This is a genomic window from Bifidobacterium sp. CP2, assembly GCF_018555635.1.
Lineage (GTDB): Bacteria > Actinomycetota > Actinomycetes > Actinomycetales > Bifidobacteriaceae > Bifidobacterium > Bifidobacterium saguinibicoloris.
The window spans coordinates 1-22,741 of record NZ_JAFEJX010000013.1 but is presented as its reverse complement, the minus strand read 5'-3'; the positions used below and the strand labels follow the sequence as shown (position 1 = coordinate 22,741).

The 22,741-nt window shown below is 64.4% G+C and carries 12 protein-coding genes; 11 read left to right on the top strand and 1 reads right to left on the bottom strand.

Annotated features, from left to right (window positions below; translation table 11 throughout):
* Nucleotides 1-32 precede the first annotated feature (32 nt).
* From JS531_RS09415 to JS531_RS09385, 7 genes are all read left to right on the top strand, one after another.
* Nucleotides 33-1,019, top strand: a complete 987-nt coding sequence (locus JS531_RS09415) for a sugar ABC transporter permease (RefSeq protein WP_236034533.1) — start codon at nucleotides 33-35, stop codon at nucleotides 1,017-1,019.
* A gap of 1 nt (nucleotide 1,020) precedes the next feature.
* Nucleotides 1,021-1,863, top strand: a complete 843-nt coding sequence (locus JS531_RS09410; protein ID WP_214315436.1) for a carbohydrate ABC transporter permease — start codon at nucleotides 1,021-1,023, stop codon at nucleotides 1,861-1,863.
* A gap of 48 nt (nucleotides 1,864-1,911) precedes the next feature.
* Nucleotides 1,912-3,294: a family 43 glycosylhydrolase gene (locus JS531_RS09405; RefSeq protein WP_214315435.1), complete on the top strand. Its 1,383-nt coding sequence runs from the start codon at nucleotides 1,912-1,914 to the stop codon at nucleotides 3,292-3,294.
* Between the two features lie 207 nt (nucleotides 3,295-3,501).
* On the top strand, nucleotides 3,502-8,631 hold the full coding sequence (locus JS531_RS09400; protein ID WP_214315433.1) for an acyl-CoA dehydratase activase-related protein: 5,130 nt from the start codon (nucleotides 3,502-3,504) through the stop codon (nucleotides 8,629-8,631).
* A 20-nt stretch (nucleotides 8,632-8,651) separates the two neighbouring features.
* Nucleotides 8,652-9,686 (top strand): hypothetical protein, encoded by a 1,035-nt coding sequence (locus JS531_RS09395; RefSeq protein WP_214315431.1) that lies wholly within the window; start codon nucleotides 8,652-8,654, stop codon nucleotides 9,684-9,686.
* Between the two features lie 146 nt (nucleotides 9,687-9,832).
* Nucleotides 9,833-11,110, top strand: a complete 1,278-nt coding sequence (locus tag JS531_RS09390; RefSeq protein WP_214315429.1) for a glutamate-cysteine ligase family protein — start codon at nucleotides 9,833-9,835, stop codon at nucleotides 11,108-11,110.
* A 192-nt stretch (nucleotides 11,111-11,302) separates the two neighbouring features.
* Complete coding sequence (locus JS531_RS09385; RefSeq protein WP_214315428.1) at nucleotides 11,303-13,693, top strand: glycoside hydrolase family 3 N-terminal domain-containing protein; 2,391 nt, start codon at nucleotides 11,303-11,305, stop codon at nucleotides 13,691-13,693.
* Nucleotides 13,694-13,947: 254 nt separating this feature from the next.
* Here the strand turns inward: JS531_RS09385 and JS531_RS09380 are convergent, their stop codons facing one another.
* Nucleotides 13,948-14,745, bottom strand: coding sequence for a hypothetical protein (locus JS531_RS09380; RefSeq protein WP_214315427.1), 798 nt, complete (start codon nucleotides 14,743-14,745; stop codon nucleotides 13,948-13,950).
* 814 nt (nucleotides 14,746-15,559) lie between these two features.
* On the opposite strand from JS531_RS09380, the gene JS531_RS09375 reads away from it, so the two are divergent.
* The 4 genes from JS531_RS09375 to JS531_RS09360 all read left to right on the top strand — a co-directional run bounded on the left by JS531_RS09375 (nucleotide 15,560) and on the right by JS531_RS09360 (nucleotide 22,473).
* A complete protein-coding gene (locus JS531_RS09375; RefSeq protein ID WP_214315426.1) occupies nucleotides 15,560-16,114 on the top strand; it encodes a MarR family transcriptional regulator in 555 nt (184 codons plus the stop codon).
* Nucleotides 16,115-16,155: 41 nt separating this feature from the next.
* Nucleotides 16,156-18,045 (top strand): ABC transporter ATP-binding protein, encoded by a 1,890-nt coding sequence (locus JS531_RS09370; protein ID WP_214315481.1) that lies wholly within the window; start codon nucleotides 16,156-16,158, stop codon nucleotides 18,043-18,045.
* On the top strand, nucleotides 18,042-20,066 hold the full coding sequence (locus JS531_RS09365) for an ABC transporter ATP-binding protein (RefSeq protein WP_214315424.1): 2,025 nt from the start codon (nucleotides 18,042-18,044) through the stop codon (nucleotides 20,064-20,066). Before JS531_RS09370 ends, JS531_RS09365 begins: the two co-directional genes overlap by 4 nt.
* A gap of 232 nt (nucleotides 20,067-20,298) precedes the next feature.
* Entirely contained in the window at nucleotides 20,299-22,473 is a 2,175-nt protein-coding gene (locus JS531_RS09360; RefSeq protein WP_214315422.1) for a DUF2207 domain-containing protein, read from the top strand.
* Nucleotides 22,474-22,741 lie beyond the last annotated feature (268 nt).

Below are 22,741 nucleotides of genomic sequence, written 5' to 3'. Positions count from 1 at the left end.
CGACACACTCCTTATGGAAAGGCAATAAAGACATGACGGCACAAACATGCAACCCCGCAATGATGCGGCAGTCCGACAGCAGCGGCGACGCCAAGGTCGGTGGACGCGATGACGCCCGCAAGACGCCGTGGTACAAGACCCGCGGATTCGTTGAATCGGCATCGTCCACCGGATTCCTGATTCCCGTCCTCGCGGTGTTCGTCGTGCTGACGCTGATCCCCTTGATCCAGACGGTGTATTACTCCTTTACCGACTACACCGGATTCAACCCCGATGTGAATTTCGTCGGCTTCGACAACTACCGCAAGGTATTCACCGATCCCTCCCTGCTGGTGGGCCTGGGATTCACCATCCTGTTCGCGCTTTCCACCACGCTGATCACCACGATTATCGCCATTCCTCTGGCGGTGCTGCTCAACACGAAGTTCTACGGCCGCTCGTTCGCCCGCTCGCTGTTCTTCTTCTTGGGCGTCCCCTCGCTGATCGTGCTGGGTATGGTGTGGAGCTTCATCCTCTCCCCGCTCAAGACGGGCGCGCTCAATTCCGTGCTGGTGTCGATGGGACTGGATTCCGTACCGTGGCTGGCCAATGAGACCCTGGCTCGTGGCTGTGTGATCTTCGTGGCCATCTGGGCTGCCGTGGGTTGGCATGCCACGCTGTATCTGGCGTATCTGCAGGCGATTCCCGCAGACCTTTACGAGCAGGCCGCCGTCGACGGTGCCAGCGGATTGCAGAAGTTCATCCACATCACGCTGCCGCAGCTCATTCCCGGAATCGTGGTCTCCACGTTCCTGCTCATCACCAACGGCCTGAAGGTGTACGACCTGCCCTTCGGCATGACCAAGGGCGGCCCCGGATATTCCACCAACACCATCACCCAGGCGATTATCGTCCATGGTATTTCGCAGTCGCAGTACGGTCTCGGTTCGGCGCTGGCGGTGCTGTTCACGCTGGCATGTCTGATCGTGGTTCTTGGGCAGACGGCTCTCACCAGCGCCATCTCTAGGAGGTTCGCGTAATATGAACAAGCTCAAGCCAAGCACCAGGGCGAAGATCGGCGTGTGGGTGCGCACGATTCTCATCAACGCCATGGCAATCATCATGGCGCTCCCGCTGTACTACATCATCGTCAACTCGTTCAAGACCTCCATCGACATGGCGAAGTCTCCGTTCGGATTGCCTGAGACATGGTTCATCCAGAACTACATCGACACTTTCGCCAACCTACCGATCGCCCGAAGCTTCCTGAACTCGCTGATCGTTACGGCCGTGGCGGTGTTCCTTCAGCTGTTCATCGGTTCCTTGGCCGCATACGGCATGATCCTGCGTAAAAGCTGGTTCACTGCCGGAGTCGGCGCCGTGCTGATGATAGCCTTCTGCATCCCGTTGCAGGCCACGCTGATCCCGCAGTACCGCATGGAAGCCAATCTCCATCTCGTCAACACATTGTGGGGCCTGATCGCGCTGTACCTGGTCAACTCGATTTTCTGCTACTTCCTGATCGTCGGATACATGCGCAAGCTGCCGATGGAGGTGCTGGAAGCGGCACGCATCGACGGTGCCGGTCCGTTCAGGATCTATTACAAGATCGTCCTTCCGATGATCACACCGATTCTGGCGACCGTGGTCGTGTTCCAGACACTGTCCACGTGGAACGACTTCCTGCAGCCGAATGTATTCCTGTCCTCCACGGACAATCGCACGATCATCCTGCAGGTGTTCAACTCCATGAGCCAGTTCACGACCAACTGGCCGGCGTTCATGGCAATCACGGTGATCGCGCTGGTTCCGGTGTTCGTCTTCTTCATCTTCTGCCAGAAGTGGATTGTCTCCGGACTGGTTGCCGGATCGGTGAAGGGGTGATTCGGGAGGCAAGATTGGTCCTTGCGGTTTTCCGGAACCATCCTGCGCATGATTGGTTCCATTTCTGAGCAGTGCCTTTCCGGTGTGTGCCGTCCGGCGGTGTCGACGGTGCTACCGGAAAGGCGGCTTTGCGTTCAAGGAGGTGAAGCTATGTCCCAGCAATCACTCATCATCAGCGGCGTCTCTTGGTTCGATGACCGTGGCCGCACGGTCAACGCGCATGGAGGCTGCATCGTCGGGGAGAACGGTTTGTGCTACCTGTTCGGTGAGTACAAGACCGACGAGGAGAACCGGTTCGCCGGCTTCTCCTGCTATTCGTCGCCGGACCTGGTGCACTGGACCTTCCGACGCATCGTGTTGCCGCAACAGGCGGATGGTCTGATGGGTCCGGGGCGCATCGGCGAACGGGTCAAGGTAATGCGCTGCCCCACAACCGGGCGATATGTGATGTTCATGCATTCCGACGATTTGGGATACCGCGATCCGCGCATCTGCTATGCGGTTTGCGACACAATCGACGGCGACTACGAATTCCGCGGACCGATGACCTTCCGCGGCGAGCCGATTCGCCGCTGGGATCCGGGCGTCTTCCAAGATGACGACGGCACCGGCTATCTGCTGGTCCATGAAGGCGACATTTATCGTCTGTCCGATGATTACCTGTCCGCTGCCGAACAGGTGGGGGAGGGCATCGCGCTCGGCGGCGAAGCCCCGGCAGCCTTCAAACTTGGCGGACGGTATTGGATGCTGTTCTCCAACAAGACCTCATGGGATTGCAACGACAACTACTGTCTGTCCGCGCCTTCGATGCGTGGCCCGTGGACCTATCAGGGGCTGTTCGCTCCGGAAGGATCAATGACCTGTAATTCCCAATCATTGTTCGTGATTCCGGTACATACTGATCGTGGCATGGTGCCCATGTACATGGGGGACCGCTGGTCGTTCCCACATCAGGCCTCCGCCGCCACCTATGTCTGGCAACAGTTGTCCGTGAATCAGGGTCGGCTGCGGTTGGCGGAATACTGGCCGGCATGGTCGCCGGTCTCGGGTAAGGAGGAACCGTTCGAGGGACGGCGCATCGACGTCGGGTTCCGATCGGACAGGGCCGGTGAATCGGTCACCATTCCGTTCCACGGCTCGCGGGTGGCGTTGACCGGACGTGCCGACCAGTGGGGATCGTATGCGAGGGTCGGTATTCGCAGGGCCGGGATGGGCGGGGAGTCCGCGATGGTGGTGAATCCCATCTTCGTGAGCTGGTACGCCAAATCGCCGGATTTCGGTTACCGGTACGTCTCGCCGGAACTGCCCGAGGACGACTACATCGTATCCATCACCGTGACCGGCGAGATGCCGGGCTGGACCGACAAAACCGGCCAGCGCTTCGGTTCGGTCGGCTCCTTCGTCGCCGTCGATCATCTGCTGGTCATGTGATCCGAACACGAACCTCTATCCCGACAGGACGCGCTGAGGCGTTGCGTTTACCGCTTCCCCTGTTAGATGAATCACGCCCGGCCCCCGCGTGACCCACCCCTCTTGGGCAGGGCTCTGGACTACAGTATGGGTTTTGAGCAGCCGGGCATACGCGATTTGCGCGCGACTCGCAAGACGCGTCCCGGAAATCGGTTGAAGAGGTTTTGCATGGTGAACGAAGCGCATACCGTGGCGTCGAACCACGATACGAAGCCGTTGCGCGTGGGTTTGGACATCGGCTCCACCACCGTCAAGGCGGTCGTGCTCGACCAGTCCGACTCCCTGTCCGGGACCCTGTTTTCCGACTATCGCCGCCATCACGCCAACGTGCGCGCCACCGTCGCCGGTCTCCTCGTCGACATCCGCAAGGAGCTGGAGAACCGCGGCCGCGGCGACGAGCCGATCCGTCTCGCCATCACCGGTTCCGGCGGTCTCGCGCTCGCGGACAGCATGCATGTGCCGTTCGTCCAGGAGGTCATCGCCGAGACCGAGGCCATCGACAAGGAGTACCCACAGGCCGACGTCATCATCGAGCTCGGCGGCGAGGACGCCAAGATCACGTACCTGAAGCCCACGCCGGAACAGCGCATGAACGGCTCGTGCGCCGGCGGTACCGGCGCGTTCATCGATCAGATGGCCACCCTGCTCGACACCGACGCGGCTGGCCTCAACGAGATGGCGAAAAGCTACGAGAACCTGTACCCGATCGCCTCCCGCTGCGGCGTGTTCGCCAAGACCGACCTGCAGCCGCTCATCAACGACGGCGCAGCCAAGCCGGACCTCGCCGCCTCCATCTTCACCGCCGTCGCCACGCAGACCATCGCCGGTCTCGCCTCCGGACGCCCGATCCACGGCACCGTGATTTTCCTCGGCGGCCCGCTGTTCTTCATGAGCGAGCTTCGCGCCGCGTTCCAACGCGCGCTCGACGGCAAGGTCGACGAGTTCATCGTGCCGACCGACGCCCACCTGTACGTCGCATATGGCGCGGCCCTGCAGGCGGAGATCGACTCCGACGACGAAGGCCACCACTTCGAGGCCCGCACCTGCGAGGACATCCTCAAACGTCTGGACGAGCTCAAGAACCTGCCCTCCAACACCCCGACCATGCCGCCGCTGTTCCCGACCGAGGCCGACCGCGAGGCGTTCGACAAGCGCCACCATCGTGAACACGTGCACATCGGCACGCTCGAAGGCGCGCACGGACCGCACTTCCTCGGCATCGACGCGGGCTCCACCACCATCAAGGCCACGCTCGTCAACGACGACCGCGAGATTGTCTGGTCCTCCTACGCGAACAACGAGGGCAGCCCGCTGACCGCCGCCATCAACATCGTCAAGAAGATCCAGACCGAACTGCCCGAAGGCGCGTGGATCGCTCGTTCGTGCGCCACCGGCTACGGCGAGGGACTCATCACCACCGGTCTGCACCTCGACGAGGGCGTCGTCGAGACGATGGCCCACTATCGCGGCGCCGAAATGGTCAGCCCCGGCGTCACCGCCGTCATCGACATCGGCGGACAGGACATGAAATACCTCGCCATCACCGACGGCGTCATCGACTCGATCGCCGTCAACGAGGCCTGCTCGTCCGGCTGCGGTTCGTTCCTCCAGACCTTCGCGATGTCGATGGGACTCACCATCCAGGAGTTCACGCAGAAGGCGCTCGCCTCCACGCATCCGGTGGACCTCGGCTCCCGTTGCACCGTGTTCATGAACTCGTCGGTCAAGCAGGCCCAGAAGGAGGGAGCCTCCATCGAGGACATCGCCGCCGGCCTGTGCTATTCCGTCGTGCGCAACGCCCTGTACAAGGTCATCAAACTGCGTGACTCCGGCGAGCTCGGCGACACCGTCGTCGTGCAGGGCGGCACCTTCCTCAACGACGCCGTGCTGCGCGCGTTCGAACTCCTCACCGAACGCGAGGTGACACGTCCGAACATCGCAGGCCTCATGGGCGCGTACGGCGCGGCCCTCACCGCACGCATGCACTACGAGGACGTCGCCGACGACGACCACGAGCACGTCGGCGTGGACGGAACGGCCGTCGACGCGGCCGCCGCCGAGGAATCCGCCGCAGGTGACACCCCCAACGCGGACGCGCACGAAGGCGAGGTCGTCATCGACGGCGTCCATCACACCGCCTCGTCCATCCATACCGGCGAAGCCCTCGACCACATGTCGATGACCACCGAACGCGACGTGTGCAAGCTGTGTCAGAACCACTGCAAGCTCACCATCACCACGTTCTCCGACGGCTCCCGCTTCGTCACCGGCAACCGCTGCGAACGCGGCGGCGACGCGAAGAAGAAACGCTCCGACCGACCGAACCTGTACGACTACAAGTACAAGCGCTGCTTCGCGTACCGCCGTCTCACGGACAAGAAGGCCACTCGCGGCGAGATCGGCATCCCGAGGGCGTTGAACATGTACGAGAACTATCCGTTCTGGTTCACGCTCCTCACGTCCCTGGGCTTCAAGGTGATGATCTCCGGCCGCAGCTCCCATGAGCTGTTCGAGACCGGCATCGAATCGATCGCCTCCGAGAACATCTGCTATCCGGCCAAGCTCGTGCACGGCCACATCAAGTGGCTGCTCAACAAGGGCGTCAAGACGATCTTCTACCCGTGCGTGAGCTACGAGGACAACCTCGTGCCCAACACGGACAACCACTACAACTGCCCGGTCGTGGCGAACTATCCGCTCGTCGTCGGCGCGAACATGCCCGAACTGCGCGACGAGGGCGTGCGCTACATGCATCCGTACTTCAACCTCGCCAACCATGAGCTCATGGTCGACCGCATCGTCGAGGAGTTCGCGTGGGCGAACGTCACGCGCGAGGAGGCGGAGACCGCCGTCAAGGCCGCCTACGCCGAGGATAAGGTCTTCAAGCACGACGTGCAGGAGGAAGGCCTCAAGGCCCTCGCCTACATGAAGGAACACGACTGCCGCGGCATCGTGCTCGCCGGCCGCCCCTACCACATCGACCCGGAGATCAACCACGGCATCCCCGAGACCATCTGCTCGCTCGGCATGGTCGTGCTCTCCGAGGATTCGATCTGCGAGCTGCAGCCGGAGGAGAAGCTCAACCTCACCGAATTCCTCTCGAAGGGCGAGGAGGATCCGAGGAAGAAGAACGCGAACGGCTTCCGCCACGTCGGCGACCGCAAGCTCACCGTAGCGCGCATGCCGCTGCGCGTCACCAACCAGTGGGCCTACCATTCCCGCCTGTACGCGGCGGCCCACTTCGTCGCCTCCTATCCGGGGCTCGAACTCGTCCAGCTCAACTCGTTCGGCTGCGGCCTCGACGCGATCACCACCGACCAGGTCGCCGAGATCCTCGCCGACAAGGCCGACGTGTACACGCTGCTCAAGATCGACGAGGTCTCGAACCTGGGCGCCGCGAAGATCCGTCTGCGTTCGCTCAAGGCCGCCGTCGAGGAGCGCGAGGCCAACAAGGCCCGCGCCGCGAAGGCCGCGGCGGCAGCCGGCGCCGTCGACAAGCATGACCGTCCGCTCGTCGACGACAAGACGATCGCCGCGAACTCCGCCGAAGTCGAACGGGAGCTCGAGACCCGACGCAAGGCGCAGGAACAGGCCGAAGCCGACCTCGCCGCCGCGAAGACCGCGCTCGCCGAGGCGCAGGCCGCCGTCGACGCGGCCGAAGCCAAGGTCAAGGCGGAATCGTCCGCCATCTCCGACACGTCCGACGTCCCGTCGAACGCGCCGAAGTCCACCGGCTTCCGCAAAACCGGTTCCAAGGCGCCGACCCCGGGCCGTCAGATCCTGCTCGATACCACGATGGCCGCCAACCCGAAGCTCACCGAACGGATGCGTGCGGCGTCCAAGCGCGCCGCCGAACGCGACATCGAGGACGCGCGCCTCGGCGCACTCGGCGACGGCACCACCGGAGACGTGACCGGCAAGGGCAAGGCGAAGGGCAAGTCCGGCCACAACAACGCCACCATGTCCCGCTACGCGAAGCGCCGCAAGTTCGTCAAGGACATGAAGAAGGACTACACGATCGTCGCCCCGCAGATGAGCCCGATCCACCTGTCGCTGGTCGAGGCGGTCATCCGTTCCGGCGGCTACAAGTTCGACGTGTTGAAGCACGCCTCCCGCACGGACGTGGAGACCGGCCTCAAATACGTCAACAACGACGCCTGCTATCCGGCCATCATGGTCATCGGACAGCTCATCGACGCGATCCTCGAAGGCAAATACGATCCGGACCACGTCGCGCTCGCCATCACCCAGACCGGCGGCATGTGCCGCGCCACCAACTACTTCGGCCTCATCCGCAAGGCCCTGGTGGACGCCGGCTACCCGCAGATCCCGGTCATCGCGATCTCCACGCAGGGACTCGAGGACAACCCCGGCTTCAAGGCCACCGTGCCGATGCTTCACCGCGCCGTCAAGGCGCTGATCCTCGGCGACCTACTCATGAAGTGCCTCTACCGGGTGCGCCCATACGAGGTGGAGCAGGGGGCGGCGAACAAGCTGTACGAGCAGTGGGACGTCATCGTGCGCGAGACCATCGAGCACCACGGCTTCTCGAAGACCGCGGCGAAGACCCCGTGGCTCAGGAAGGGCTACCTGCCGTATCCGGTCCTCGCCAAGGAGATTGTCAAGAGCTTCGACGCCTTGCCGCTGAAGGACGTGCCCCGCAAGGTGCGTGTCGGCGTCGTCGGCGAGATCCTCGTCAAGTATCAGCCGGACGCGAACAACCACGTCGTCGACGTCATCGAATCGCAGGACTGCGAGGCCGTGGTGCCCGGCATCATGGAGTTCATGACCACCCGCCCGTACATCACCGACTGGAACGAGAAGAACCTCGGCATGGGCGGCAACCAGACCCTGTACGCGCTCATGCGCTGGGGCCTCGACCGCTACAACGCGCCGATCAAGGCCGCCATCGCGACCGCCCACGGCAAGTTCAAGCAGGACGATCCGATGCCCGAACTCGTCCAGAAGGCCGCCGAGGTCACGTCGATCGGCGTGCAGGCCGGCGAGGGCTGGCTGCTCACCGCCGAGATCCTCGAGCTCATCGAGCAGGGATGCCCGAACGTGGTGTGCGCGCAGCCGTTCGCCTGCCTGCCCAACCATGTGACCGGCCGCGGCATGTTCGGCAAGATCCGCCGCCTGCACCCGGAGGCCAACATCGTCTCCATCGACTACGATCCGGGCGCCTCCGAGGCCAACCAGCTGAACCGCATCAAGCTCATGATCGCCGCCGCGAAGAAGGCCCACAAGGCCAAGTTCGCCGACAAGGGCGAGCCGCAGGGCTTCGTGACCGCCGACTGACGTTCTGGGAAGGACCCGTCATGACAGCAGGGAACGGAACCTCCGGCCATCCCAGTCGCCACGCATTCGTCGTCGCGTGCCTGATGTTCGCCGCCGTCATGGCCGTTCTGGTGTTCGCGTTGAAATTCGACGCCGGTCTGTCCGCCATCGCGGCCTTCGCCTGCGCCGTATACACCTTCTTCATGCAGCGGATGTCATACGCCGTCCTGAACGCCGATCTGGAGGACGATGCGGTGTTCGCCAGGCAGGTGCGCCGTGCACACCGCATGCCCTATGCGGGACTGGTGCTGTGCGTCGTGCTGTCCTTGCCGATCGGCATGGCTGTGGGCGCCTCGCATATCAGTTGGTCCGATCTGGACCAATTGCAGAGCGTCATGACCGTCGACCGGCAGATCGCCGCGTATGAGAGCCATTACGGCGAAGGGGCGTACGAAAGGGCCCGCCTCAAGAAGGGGATGGGCGAATCGGAGTTCGCGGACTACATGTTCGGCATCGACCGCTTCTACGCGCTCCGTGCGGTGACCAATCCGTTGGCGTTGGGCGGCGAGGCGTTCTGGGGCGCGTTGGCGTGCTCGCTGCTGCTCGTCGGCGCCTTGGAGGTCCCTGCGACGAACATCGGACTGGATCCCATCATGGAGGACATCCGGACCCGCGGCGGGACGCCGGGGAAGCCGGAATCCGCTGGCGGCGACGGAAACGATGGCGGATCGGGCGACGGTGGCGGGAACGACGGGAACGGTGGTGACGGCGGTCGGAAGCGCCACGGAAAGCACGAACGCCGGAACATCACCGGCGAGGACGATTCCGGACTGGATTTCACCGCGATGCCGGAAGACACCCACGCGATGGTGAGGAAAAGCCTGGGCACGCCCGGAGTGCACGTCACCGAGGGCATGAGGATGGAGACGACCGGTTCGCCGCGCGCCGACGCCATCGCCGCCATGCTGCAGGGGATCGCGCTGTGGCACGTCCGCAAGGGATTGGTGATGCTGCTGGTGTTCGGCGGCTGGGCTGTGCTCGCCATGGTCGGGGTGTTCTTCAATCTGGTGACCTGACCTCGGGATTTCCATCGGTTCCCGATCCTTCGTCCCGCGGAATCGGGAACCGGAAGAGACTCCGCGCACCCGCTATCGGAAAAAGATATAGCCGATTGACGGGCGTTCGGCGGGCCGTGTAGGCCGGCTCGCATACCATACCGGTTATGGTCACTCCCAGAATCAGCTATGCGCATTTGCTCGCCAAGCCGAACCCGAAGCATGTCGAAAGCCTCCTGAAGTTCTTCGAGGCCGGACGCTCCAAGCGCGGCACCGGCGGCTTCGGCGTCGAGATCGAGCACCTGCCCGTGCACAACGCCGATGACACCGCCGTGAGCTACTACGAGCCGAACGGCATCGAGACGTTCCTCAAGCGCATCGCGCCCTTCTATGATTCCGAGAAGGAATACTGGGAGAACGGGCATCTCGTGGGTCTCGCCCGCGAGGGCGTCGCCGTCTCTCTCGAACCGGGCGGCCAGATCGAGACGTCCATCGGCATCCTGCACAAGCCTGAGGATCTCAACCAGCTGTACGGCCAGTTCCGCCGCGAGGCCGACCCCATTCTCGAGGAACTCGGATTCCGCCTCGTCAACTACGGCTACCAGCCCAAGTCCAGCTACGTGGACGTGCCGGTCAACCCCAAGGACCGCTACGATGCGATGACCGACTACCTGGGCCGCGTCGGACAGTTCGGCCCGTGCATGATGCGCTGCTCCGCCTCCACGCAGGTGAGCATCGACTTCGTCGACGAGAAGGACGCGATCGACAAGATGCGCGTCGGCACCGCCATCGGCCCGATCCTCGCATGGTTCTTCCGCAACACCCCGTACTTCGAGGGACGGGTCAACCCGTATCCGCTGCTGCGCCAGCGCATGTGGGACTACCTCGACTTCCAGCGCACGAACGTGATCCCGGGACTCTACGACCAGCGCTTCGGCTGGGAGGACTACGCCGTCGACGTGCTGTCCACGCCGCTCATGTTCGCCGACCTCACGCACACGCCCGAAGCGGTCGCCTCCGGCGTGAGCCGCAAGGAGCTGCATCGTGCGGCGTTCCGCGAGAACGCGGGCGACGTGTACCCGGACCGCGAGCTCAACAAGTACGAGATCAACCACATCATCTCCACGCACTTCAACGATGTGCGCCTCAAGAACTTCATCGAATTCCGCCATTGGGACTCGCTGCCGATCGAACGCGCCGAGCGCCTGACGGAGATCATCAACTCGCTGTACTACGTGCCGTCCAACCGCATCCGTCTCGAAAGCTACTTCGACGGGCTCACCGAGGAGGATGTGTTCGAGGCCAAGGCCAACATCCAGGCCCATGGCCGCGAATCCAACCCGTACGGCCAGCCGCTCGACTTCTGGCGCGAGTTCCTCGGCCTCGAGGGTCTGCTCGACGACATCCCCGGCGATCCGAAGCACCCCGAGGTGTTCCAGCGCTGATTCTTCTGGTTGCGATGGCCCCGCGACGTCTCCACTGAACGTCGCGGGGCCATCGTCATTCGCCGCGGAGCAGCCAGTCCTTGGCGTTGACGACGGTGATGCCCTCGTCGCCGATTGCGCGCGTCCGACGCGACGCGTGGGCGATAATGGGCGGTGGACCCGCCGACGCGTCCAAGGAAGGAAGACGACACGATGACCGTGACCACGAACGCCCCGACGGGCGCCCTGCCCTACGAGAACCCCGACCTGCCCGTCTCCGAACGCATCGCCGACCTGCTCGGCCGCATGACGCTCGAGGAGAAGGTCGGACAGATGATGCAGCTTGAAGCCCGAGGCGGCGACCTCGAGGACCTCATCGTGAACCATCACGTCGGCTCCATCCTGCACACCAGTCCGGAGGACCTGCCCCGCGCCGTCGCAATCGTCGACACCAGAACCCGCCTGCACATCCCGCTGGTCATCGGCGACGACTGCATCCACGGCTACTCGTTCTGGCCCGGCGCCACCATCTTCCCCTCCCAGCTCGGCATGGCCGCCAGCTGGAACGCGAAGGCCGTCGAGGCCGCCGCCCGCGCCACCGCCGAGGAGGTGTCCTGCACCGGCGTGCATTGGACGTTCTCCCCGGTGCTGTGCATCGCCCGCGACACCCGCTGGGGACGTGTGGACGAGACCTTCGGCGAGGACCCGACCCTCATCGGCGAACTCGCCTCCGCCATGGTCAAGGGGTATCAGGGCGGTGCCAAGGCCGGCGAACCGCTGCCGGAGGACGCGATTCTCGCCTGCGCCAAGCATTTCGCCGGATACTCCGAAACCCAAGGCGGACGCGATGCCTCCGAAGCCGACCTGAGCCACCGCAAGCTCGAATCCTGGTTCCTGCCGCCGTTCGAACGTGTCGCCAAGGAGGGCTGCGGCACGTTCATGCTCGGCTACGAGTCCATTGAAGGCGTGCCGGTCACGTTCAACCGGTGGCTGCTCACCGACAAGCTGCGCGGCGCATGGCAGTACCACGGCACGCTCATCACCGACTGGGACAACGTCGGCCGCTCCGTGTGGGAACAGCACGTCAAGCCCGACTACATGCATGCCGCCGCCGACGCGGTCAAGGCCGGCAACGACCTCATCATGTCCACCCCGCAGTTCTATGAGGGCGCCATCGAGGCCGTGAGAACCGGGCTTCTCGACGAATCGCTCATCGACGCGGCCGTCTCGCGCATCCTCGCCCTGAAATTCCGGCTCGGACTGTTCGAGAACCCGCGTCTGCCCGACGAGAAGCGCATCAAGGCGGTCATCGGTTCCGAAGCGCATCGCCGCATCAACCTCGAGCTCGCCCGCGAATCCGTCGTCCTACTGCGCAACGACGGTCGCCTGCCGTTCGACGTCCATCCGACGTCGAACGACGACAGCGGAAGGGCGGCCGCACGCAAATGCATCGCCGTCGTCGGCCCGCTCGCCGACGACGCCCAGAACCAGCTCGGCGACTGGGCCGGCGATTCCGGCCAGATCGACTGGATGCCCGGCGGCCAGCCGCGCAACATGATTGCCACCGTGCTCGACGGCTTCCGCGCGCTCGCCGGCGACGACTGCGAGGTCGCCTACGCCCGCGGCGCGAACGTCATCGACCTTGTACCCGACCCGGACGGCGACACCTACCCGGATGGACAGCCCCGTCCGAAGATCGCCGTGGGCGCGCCCCTCGACCGGGCGCTGCTCGACGAGGCCGTCGACGTCGCACGCCAATCCGATCTCATCGTCGCCGTCGTCGGCGACGTGGTGCAGCTGGTCGGCGAGACCTGCTCCACCGCCACGCTCGACCTGCTCGGCGGGCAGAACGCGCTGCTCGACGCGCTCGCCGCCGTCTCCCGTGAGACCGGCGCGCCGATGGTCACCGTGCTCATGAGCTCTAAGCCGCAGGTGCTTCCCTCGTCCATCGTGGGCGATTCCGGCGTGCTCGCCGGCCGCTGCAACGATCCCGCCGCCGGCGTCGGCTCCATCCTGTGGGCCCCGAGCCCGGGCATGGAGGGCGGCCGGGCCGTCGCCGAAATCATTCTCGGCGAAGTGAATCCGTCCGGCAGGCTGCCGATCACCTTTCCGCGCCACGCGGGGCAGCTGCCGGTCTACTACAACCAGATTCGCGGGCAGCATGGCAACCGCTACGCCGACCTCACGCAGGATCCCGCGTTCGCGTTCGGCGAGGGCGAGGGCTACACGACGTTCGCGTACGGCGAGCCGGTCGTTACCGGTGGTGCCTCGCACGCCGACGGCACGTTCGCGCAGGGCGACGTCGTGCACGCCGAGGTCACGCTGACCAACACGGGCGGACGCGCCGGCACGGAGGTCGTACAGGCGTACGTCGGCGACCTCGTCACCTCGGTCAGCTGGACCGACCGCGAACTCAAGGCGTTCCGCCGCGTCACGCTCGAGCCAGGCGAGACTGCGACCGTCACGTTCGACATCCCGGTCGCCGATTGCACCATCGTCGACGCCGACGCCCGCCGTGTCGTCGAACCCGGCGAATTCGAGCTCCTCATCGGCCACTCGTCACGTCGCGATGACCTCAAGCGCGTCACCTTCACCGTGGCGTAGGCGGGCGGATCGTTGGTGAGCCCAAGTCACGTCTTTGAGTTCCCAATGGATGCACAACACTCTTGGCGGGGTTGCAGATTGAACTCGGGGTATGACTGGGTCTTGTCGCCGCTGCCTTCCAAAACCACTGTGTGGATGAGGCAGCCAGAACCAGAAGGATGACTATCTCATCCACACAATGGAGAAGATGCGTTTGTTGTGAGTCGACTGCCGCCGTGATGATCCGAACTAATCCAACGTCCCGGCTGCAATGCTCAGTCGGTCACTGGAATCTTTTCGGCGTCGACCTGATAGGACACATATCCGTTGGGATCGTTGATGGCGATGGTGGTCGGCTGGATGGCGACAATGTTGTCATTGCCCGGTTCGATCAGGATTTCGACGTCCGCCGACTGACCGGGTTGTATCGCCGACTGGATGAATCCGTTGGTCTCGCCGGTGATACGTCCGCCGGCGTCCAGCTTCGAGGCGGTCACAATCACGTCGCCGATTGCCTTGTCGCCGTCATTGCGAATCGTGACATATGCATGCCGGTAGCCGCTACCAGAATCCGCGGCGCCGGCCCATCGTCCGCCAGTGACCTTCAACGACTTCTTGTTGGCTTCATTCTGCTGCTCCTGTTGCTGCTGTTGAGACTCCTTCTCCATCTGGGTGATCAGCTGATCATACGCCTTTGCTATCTTCTTGCGATCCGCTTCGCTGGCGGCAGCCTGTTGTTGCGCGGCGGCGATCGAGTCGCTGCTCATCACCACTCCGGTGAACCATCCGATGATCAAAGCCAGCACTATGCCGACGATGAGCAGGATGAAAGCCACGCGGCTTATGGCTACGGTCTTCTTGACTTTCACGGGAGAATTGCCCTGCGGGGCTTGGAACGGAGCCGGATTGGGCAATCCCGTCGGGTTCTGCGCGTACATCGGACCGGGCCATACCTGCTGAGGTTGGGGTTGTGTCGTGGGTTGTGCAGGCACAGGTCGCGCCGTCTCCGGCTGTTGCTCCTGAACAATCGTTGGCTGCTCTTCCTGCTTCGGCTTCTGGTCGTCTTCCGCCATACTGGTTGCCTCCTTGCATGTCGCATCAGATCGGTGCTTCACATCACGTTCAGGGCGCATACGCCGTTATCGTGATGAGTCTCTCTTCGAGAGATATTGTACGTGATAGTCGGGTGGTGGCACCCCGAAGCAGAATTCACTTTGCAGGTGCAACATCCGTCTTTGGGCGGGGACGTCGTTCCTCGTTCTTGCTGGTTGATGCCATTGGGCTTCAATGCGGGAAAGGCTTGGAATGCGATTGCGTGCCAGAAATCGGTGGTACACAATGCCGCAGCGGCAGACCGGGCGGTTGCGTACCAGTGCTCTGTGGTACACGAGGTCCGAACCGTTCCCGATTCGCTTGCGTACCATTCGCGGATTCCACAGGAAGCCCGGAATTCCAACGTTCCTGAGAAAAACAGCGTGATATGTCCTCATAGCGCGATTGGTACATGACGGGGAAAGCACCGGGAGTCATGTCGTGTACCCCGGATTATTGGTATGCAGCGGTCTGCCGCCGCAATCATGCATTGCGTACCATTCATCCCGGCTCGTGAAGAGCGCGACGCGAGAAACCGCATCGAATGCACGGCCCGGAGTGCCTGGCGTGGCGGAACCGTGTGGTCCGCTGCCGCCAACATGCGAAGAGTCGGGAGTCGACATGACATTTCCCCACCCCTCCGCCGCGACACGTGGATTGTTGCATGTGCAACTGTTGTATATGGGGCGTATTACGATGCTCTATCGCACATAAGGTTGCATATGCAACAAAACGGCGGGCGTCGGACGTCACGGACGGACGTGCCCGCGACCATACCAGTGAAGTGGGGGAGTCATGGACAGTCGCATCCTCAGCTTCGACCTGAGGGCGCTGGTCAAGGCCATCAACCGCCACCTCGGCGAGACGATGCCCGAATCGGCGCGCATCGCCACCGGCGGCAACGCCCGCATCATCATGTTCCTCGCGCGCAACCGTGACGAGGACATCTACCAGCACACCATCGAACGCAAGTTCTGCATCACACGCTCGACCGCATCCCGCGTGCTTGCGCTGATGGAGAAGAAGGGCCTCATCGCCCGCGAATCGGTGGCGCACGACGCACGGCTCAAGAAGATCGTACTCACCGCCAAGGCCGACTCCATCGTCGCCTGTCTCACGGCGAACGGCGAACGGATGGAGCGCAAGCTGGTGGAGGGATTCACCGACGAGGAACGCGCCGCGCTCATGGACTACGTCGCGCGTATGCGCGCGAACGTCGACGCCGCGCAGCGCGAGTTCGAGGAGCGGCGGGACGAAGGGGTCGACGTCGATGACGTCGACCTGACCGGCATCGACGTGCCGGACGTGAAAGACCTGAACCACATGACCAAGAAGGAGGAGACCAAGTGAGCGACAACACGACCGCCGCCGCGGCACGCGACGCGGACGACCTGACCGCCACCGAGGCGGCCATCATGCAATCGCGCGAGGCGAACGAACCCGAACGGCCGAAGCATGTCATCCGCACGCTGGCCGGATCCATGCGCGAATACACGAAGGAAAGCTGGCTGGCCCCGCTGTTCGTGTTCATCGAGGCCATCCTGGAGATCGTCATCCCCACCGTCATGGCCTCCCTCATCGACCAGGGCATCACCGGCGGCAACATGAACGCCATCGTCAAGTTCGGCCTGATCCTGCTGCTCTGCTCGCTGGTGTCGCTCGCCTGCGGCTTCCTCGCCGGCAAGTACGCGGCCATCGCGGCCGCCGGCTTCGCGAAGAACCTGCGCCGCGACCAGTTCGAGAAGGTGCAGGCGTTCAGCTTCACCAACATCGACCGATTCTCCACCGGCTCGATCATCACGCGCCTCACCACCGACGTGACGAACCTGCAGATGGCGTACGGCATGATGGTCCGCATGGGCGTGCGCGCCCCCATCATGGTCATCGTCGCGTGGATCTTCTCGTTCCGCATCTCACCATCCATCTCGCTCGTGTTCCTCGCCTGCGTGCCGATCCTCGGCCTGGGCCTGTGCGGCCTCGCCGTGCTCGTCCATCCGGTGTTCGAACGCGTGTTCCACACGTACGACGCGCTCAACAACGTCGTCGACGAGAACCTGCAGGGCATCCGCGTGGTCAAGTCCTACGACCGCGAATCCTACGAGATCGGCAAGTTCGGCCGCATCTCCCGCCGCATCTTCAAGGACTTCACCAAGGCCGAGCGCATCATGAGCTTCAACAGCCCGATCATGATGTTCTGCATCTACGGCTCGATGATCATGATCTCCTGGATGGGCGCGCAGCAGATCGTCGCCTCCGGCAACAACGCGGCGCTCGGACTCACCACCGGCGACCTCACCGCGCTCGTCACCTACGCGATGCAGATCCTCATGGCCATGATGATGCTCTCCATGATCTTCGTTATGTTCATCATCTCCCAGGCCTCCGCCGAACGCATCTGCCAGGTGCTGCAGGAGGAGAGCACCGTCACCGACCCGGAGCATCCGGTCATGGACGTCGCGGACGGCTCCATCGAATTCGACCATGTCACCTTCCGCTACTCCGCATCCTCCGAGAAGCCCGTGCTCGATGACATCGACCTGTCCATCCCGTCCGGTTCGACCGTCGGCATCGTCGGCGGCACCGGTTCCGCCAAGTCGAGCCTCGTCCAGCTCGTGCCGCGCCTCTACGACGTGAGCCAGGGCTCGCTCAAGGTGGGCGGCCGCGATGTGCGCGACTACGACCTCGTCACCCTGCGCGACCAGGTCGCCATGGTGCTCCAGAAGAACGTGCTGTTCTCCGGCACCATCACCGAGAACCTGCGCTGGGGCAACCCGGACGCCACCGACGAGGAGATCCTCCACGCATGCCGTCTCGCGCAGGCCGACGGCTTCATCCAGGAGTTCCCGGACAAGTACGACACGTACATCGAACAGGGCGGCACCAACGTCTCCGGCGGACAGCGTCAGCGCCTGTGCATCGCGCGCGCCCTTCTCAAGAAGCCGAAGATCCTCATCCTCGACGACTCCACCTCGGCCGTCGACACGAAGACCGACAAGCTGATCCGCGAGGCGTTCCACCACGAGATCCCCGACACCACGAAGATCATCATCGCCCAGCGCGTCGCCTCCGTACAGGAATCCGACATGATCCTCGTCATGGACAACGGCCGCATCATGGCGAAGGGCACGCACGACGAACTGCTCGAGACCTGCGACGAATACCGGTCCATCTACGAATCCCAGACCCGCAACACCGCCGCCGGACAGGCCGAACTCGAACGCGAGGCGAAGGCGCGCGCCGAGCACATGCAGCAGGCCGAACAGGAAGGAGAGAACCGATGAGCGACAAGCAGAACGTCCGGAACGACGGCGGCCGCCGTCCCGAGATGCACAAGCCCGCACCCGGCACCACCAAGCGCATCTTCGGCTACATCATGCAGTACCGGTGGCGCGTCATCGCCATCGTCGCGTGCATCCTCGTCGGCGCCGCCGCGCAGGCTGGATCCGCGCTCTTCCTCCAATCCCTCATCGACACGTACATCCTGCCGATGGTCGGCGCCGCAGACCCCGACTGGGGCCCGCTGATCCGCGCCATCACGCTCATGGGCTGCCTGTACGTGGCCGGCATCGTCGCCAGCTGGCTGTGGCAGTGGCTCATCGTCACCGTCGAGCAGGGCGTGCTCAAGAAGATCCGTGACGACATGTTCGCCCACCAGCAGTGGCTGCCGATCCGCTACTTCGACACCAACGAGCACGGCGACATCATGAGCCACTACACGAACGACACGGACACGCTGCGCCAGGCCATCAGCCAGTCGTTCCCGCAGATGTTCGCCTCCGCGATCTCCGCGCTCGCCGCCATCGTCTCCATGTTGTGGCTGAGCGTGCCGATCACCGCGTTCGTCCTGGTGTTCACCGTCGGCCTCTACTTCATCGTCCGGGCGATCGTCGGGCGCGCCGGCCGCTACTTCGTCAAGCAGCAGCATTGGATCGGCGACGTCAACGCGTTCGTCGAGGAGGCCGTCAACGGCCAGAAGGTCATCAAGGTCTTCAACCACGAGCCCGCCACCCAGAAGATCTTCGACGAGAAGAACGAGGAGCTGTTCCAGGCCTCCGCCGAGGCGAACACGTGGGGCAACGTCACCATGCCCGTCGTCGGCAACATGGGTTACATCCTCTACATCCTGCTCGCCATCGTCGGCGGCGCCATGGCGCTCGCCGGGGTCGGCAACTTCGGTCTGGGCGGCTTCGGCACGCTCACCCTCGGCACCCTGATCTCCCTGCTCACCCTGTCCCGCTCGTTCATCAACCCGCTTGGCCAGGTGTCCATGCAGCTCAACATGGTGATGATGGCGCTCGCCGGCGCCTCCCGCATCTTCGCGCTGATGGACGAGCCGGTCGAATCCGACTCCGGCACCGTCACGCTCGTCAACGTCGAGCTCGGCGAGGACGGCCGTACGATGCGTGAGGTCGACCACGAGACCGGCCACTGGGCGTGGAAGCGCGAGGAGGGCGACGACGGCACGCGTTCGCTCAAGGCCGCGGAGAAGCTGCACGGCACCGCCCGCGAGGTCGCCCTCAAGGCCAAGGAGCAGGCCGTCACCTCGCCCGACGGGCGTCTCACCCTGCTGCGTGGCGACGTACGCTTCACCAACGTGACGTTCGGCTACAACCCCGACAAGCCGGTCCTGCACGACATCACCTGGTTCGCCAAGCCCGGCCAGAAGATGGCGCTCGTCGGCGCGACCGGCGCCGGCAAGACCACCGTCACGAATCTCATCAACCGGTTCTACGACATCCAGGAAGGCCAGATCCTCTATGACGGCATCGATGTGAAGAACATCAGGAAGCCCGACCTGCGCCGTTCGCTCGGCATCGTGCTGCAGGACGTGAACCTGTTCACCGGCACCGTGATGGACAACATCCGCTACGGCCGGCTCGACGCCACCGACGAGGAATGCATCGAGGCGGCGAAGCTGGTGAACGCCGACGGCTTCATCCGCATGCTGCCGCAGGGCTACCAGACCGTCCTCGCCGGCGACGGCTCCGGCCTGTCCCAGGGCCAGCGCCAGCTCATCTCCATCGCGCGCGCCGCCGTCGCCGACTCCCCGGCGCTCATCCTCGACGAGGCCACCTCGTCGATCGACACGCGCACCGAAGAGGTCGTGCAGGCCGGCATGGACGCGCTGATGAAGGGCCGTACGGTGTTCGTCATCGCGCACCGCCTGTCCACCGTGCGCAACTCCGACGTAATCATGGTCCTCGACCACGGCCGCATCATCGAACGCGGCAACCATGACGAGCTCATCGCCCTCAAGGGCGAGTACTACCAGCTCTACACCGGCGCGGTGGAACTGGAGTAACGGCGCGGCGTCGGCCGGTCCGTCCGGTCCGTCCGTCCTGGGCGTCCCGGCGTCCACGTCCGATAGGGCTCCCGCCTTCCCACTGGAAGGCGGGAGCCCTCGTCGTTCCGTGCGGTTCGGTACGTGCCATCCCACGCGTCGCACGCCTCGGCCGTACAATCGCATATCAGGACATGCGCGACGCGACGGGCGCGCGTGATGGCGCGGCGGCGACGCCGGGGGAGTCTGGGCGATGGGACGGAACGGCGGGCGGCGACGTGCGGGACGGATCGACAAGGCCGGCGTCGGTCTCCTCGCCGGCGGGGCGCTCGGCCTGCTGCTGTGCGTCGCGCTCGTGGCGGTCATGCTGTGGATCATCGTCGCGACGGCGCGTGACTACCTGTTCCCCGCGACCCCCGGCTACGACATCGAACGCATCGACGTCACCGCGCATCTCAGGACGAACGGTGACCTCGTCGTCACCCAGACCGAACGGCTCGCCTTCCCCCGGACGACGGACGGCTTCGACATCCCACTGCCGCTTTCGACCGCCACCGCCGACCAGTTGAAGGAACGCGGCGTCGAAGACACCGGACTGACCGTCGACATGATCCGCGACGACACCCACGGCATCACCTACACGAGCGCGGACGATGGCGGCGGCTCCGGCGGTTCCGGCGGCTCCGGTGTCGCCTCCGCGCGCACGTTCTCCACCAGCGGGCTCTTCCGGACCGCTTCCGTGAACGGCGTGCAGCCGCGCGGCCGCTCCACGTGGACGGTCCGCTACACGCTCGACGACAACGCGCTCACCTGGTCCGACGCCGGCGAGCTCATCTGGCGGTACGGCCGGGCCTTCGACCATCAGCCGGTTCCGACGATGCATGTCGTCCTCGTCTTCGACGGCTCGCTCGACGGGGAGAAGGCGACGTCCGGCCGCAACCTTTCTGCGCAGGTCGCCGAGGACTACCGCGCGACGACGGCCATCTCTGCCGGACGCGGTGGTTCCGGCGGTGGTTCCGATTCCGGCAAGGCGACGGTCACGATCGACACGTCCCTCGCGGGCGGCCGCACCGGCACGCTCCACGCGATGTTCCCGCGCGACTGGATCGCCGATTCGTCGATGCCCGAGCCGACCGGCACGAACGGTGATTCCGGCGACGCCACGCGCATGGCCGCGGGCATCGCGCTCGACCGCAGGCTCGCCGACGACCTCGGCCGCACCCGCGTCAGGGAGACGGCCGTCGACCTCGCATGGCGGCTTCCGCTGGCGGTCTCCCTGGTTTTCCTCGTCATTGCGGCGGCCAAGCTGCTGCGACGGCGTCTTCTCGCGCCACGTCCCCTGTCCCGCGACAAGTACAGCGACGAACCGATCCTCGTCGACGAGCCATGGCTGCTGACCGGACTCGTCGGACACCCGGCGAAGTCATGCTTCTTCGCCGCCGCCCTGATGAAGGCCACCTTCGACGGCACGATCCGCATCATCGACCCCAGACATGGGTTCCCGGAACCGGACGGTGCCGGGCGTTCCGTTGCGCGACGGGCTTGGCGACTGCACTACGACGGCCCTGTCGACCATGATCCGAACGCTCCGCGCCTGCCCATGGCCGCCGTCAACGCGATCTGCGGATGCGACGGCATCGAGCGGCATCTCGAGAACGGCGTCTATCAGAACGTCGCCGAACCCTTCTATGTGCCCGCCCAGGTGCGCGGGTTCGACGCGAATCCGACGATGATGGACGCATGGGCGAAACGCGGCGAACGCCTGTGCGCCGGCATGACGAAGACCGCGGGACGTGCCAGCTCCGAGGCGTCCGGGACGACCGGATGGATCGTGTCCACCGGTGTGGCGGGCAGGTTCGTCGGCGTCGTCATGGGAATCGGGCTCGTCGCCGCGGCTTTGGCCGCACGGCTGCACACCGACGACTGGACGGGGTTCCGGATTACCTGCGTCGCCGCCGTTCTCGGCATGGTCTGCTGCATGTTCCTGCGCGCCTACACCGGTGACGGCGTCGACCTCGCCGCCCGTGCCCGTGCCATCGTGCGCTGGTTCGAGGAGCGTCGGTGGGAGGAACACCGGGAGGAGCGTCGGGAGGAGGAGCGTGCCGCCGGACGACGCGTGCGTGGAGGATGGCCGTTCGGGAGCGGGATGCGACGCCGTCGTTCGGACGACGGTCCCGATGCGGTGACGAACGCGACGCAGGCGCGCGGTCTGCTGCTTGACGCCGTCGCGCTCGATGTGGACGAGAAGGCGATTGCGTCGTTCGCCGGCCATCTGGTTTCGGCCGGCGTGCTCGCCGGCGACGATCCGGCCGTCTGGTGGTGCAGTCGGAACGGTCGTCACGCCATCCCCGCGAAGGTATGGGGTGCGGTCTACGCCAGCTGTTCCACCTGCGACAGCCATGCCGATACCTCCACCGATGTGTCGTAGCGGGCGTCCTTGTCGGCTTGCGTTTGTTCATGTGCTCGTCATGTTCGGTTGTGTGTGGGTGGTGTCGGCAGCGGTATCCTTGGAACGGGATACGACGTGTTGTGACCTGTTTTCGACACGCCGGTGGTTTGTTGTGTTTCCGGGGTTTGTGGGGTGTTGTGGTGGGGGGGGGTTGCGGGGGTGGGGGGTTGCGTGTTAGTTGTTCGTTCGCGGACGCCGAGCTGTTCCGGCCGGGGTTCTTCCGGTTCGGGGTTGGTTTTGGTGTGTG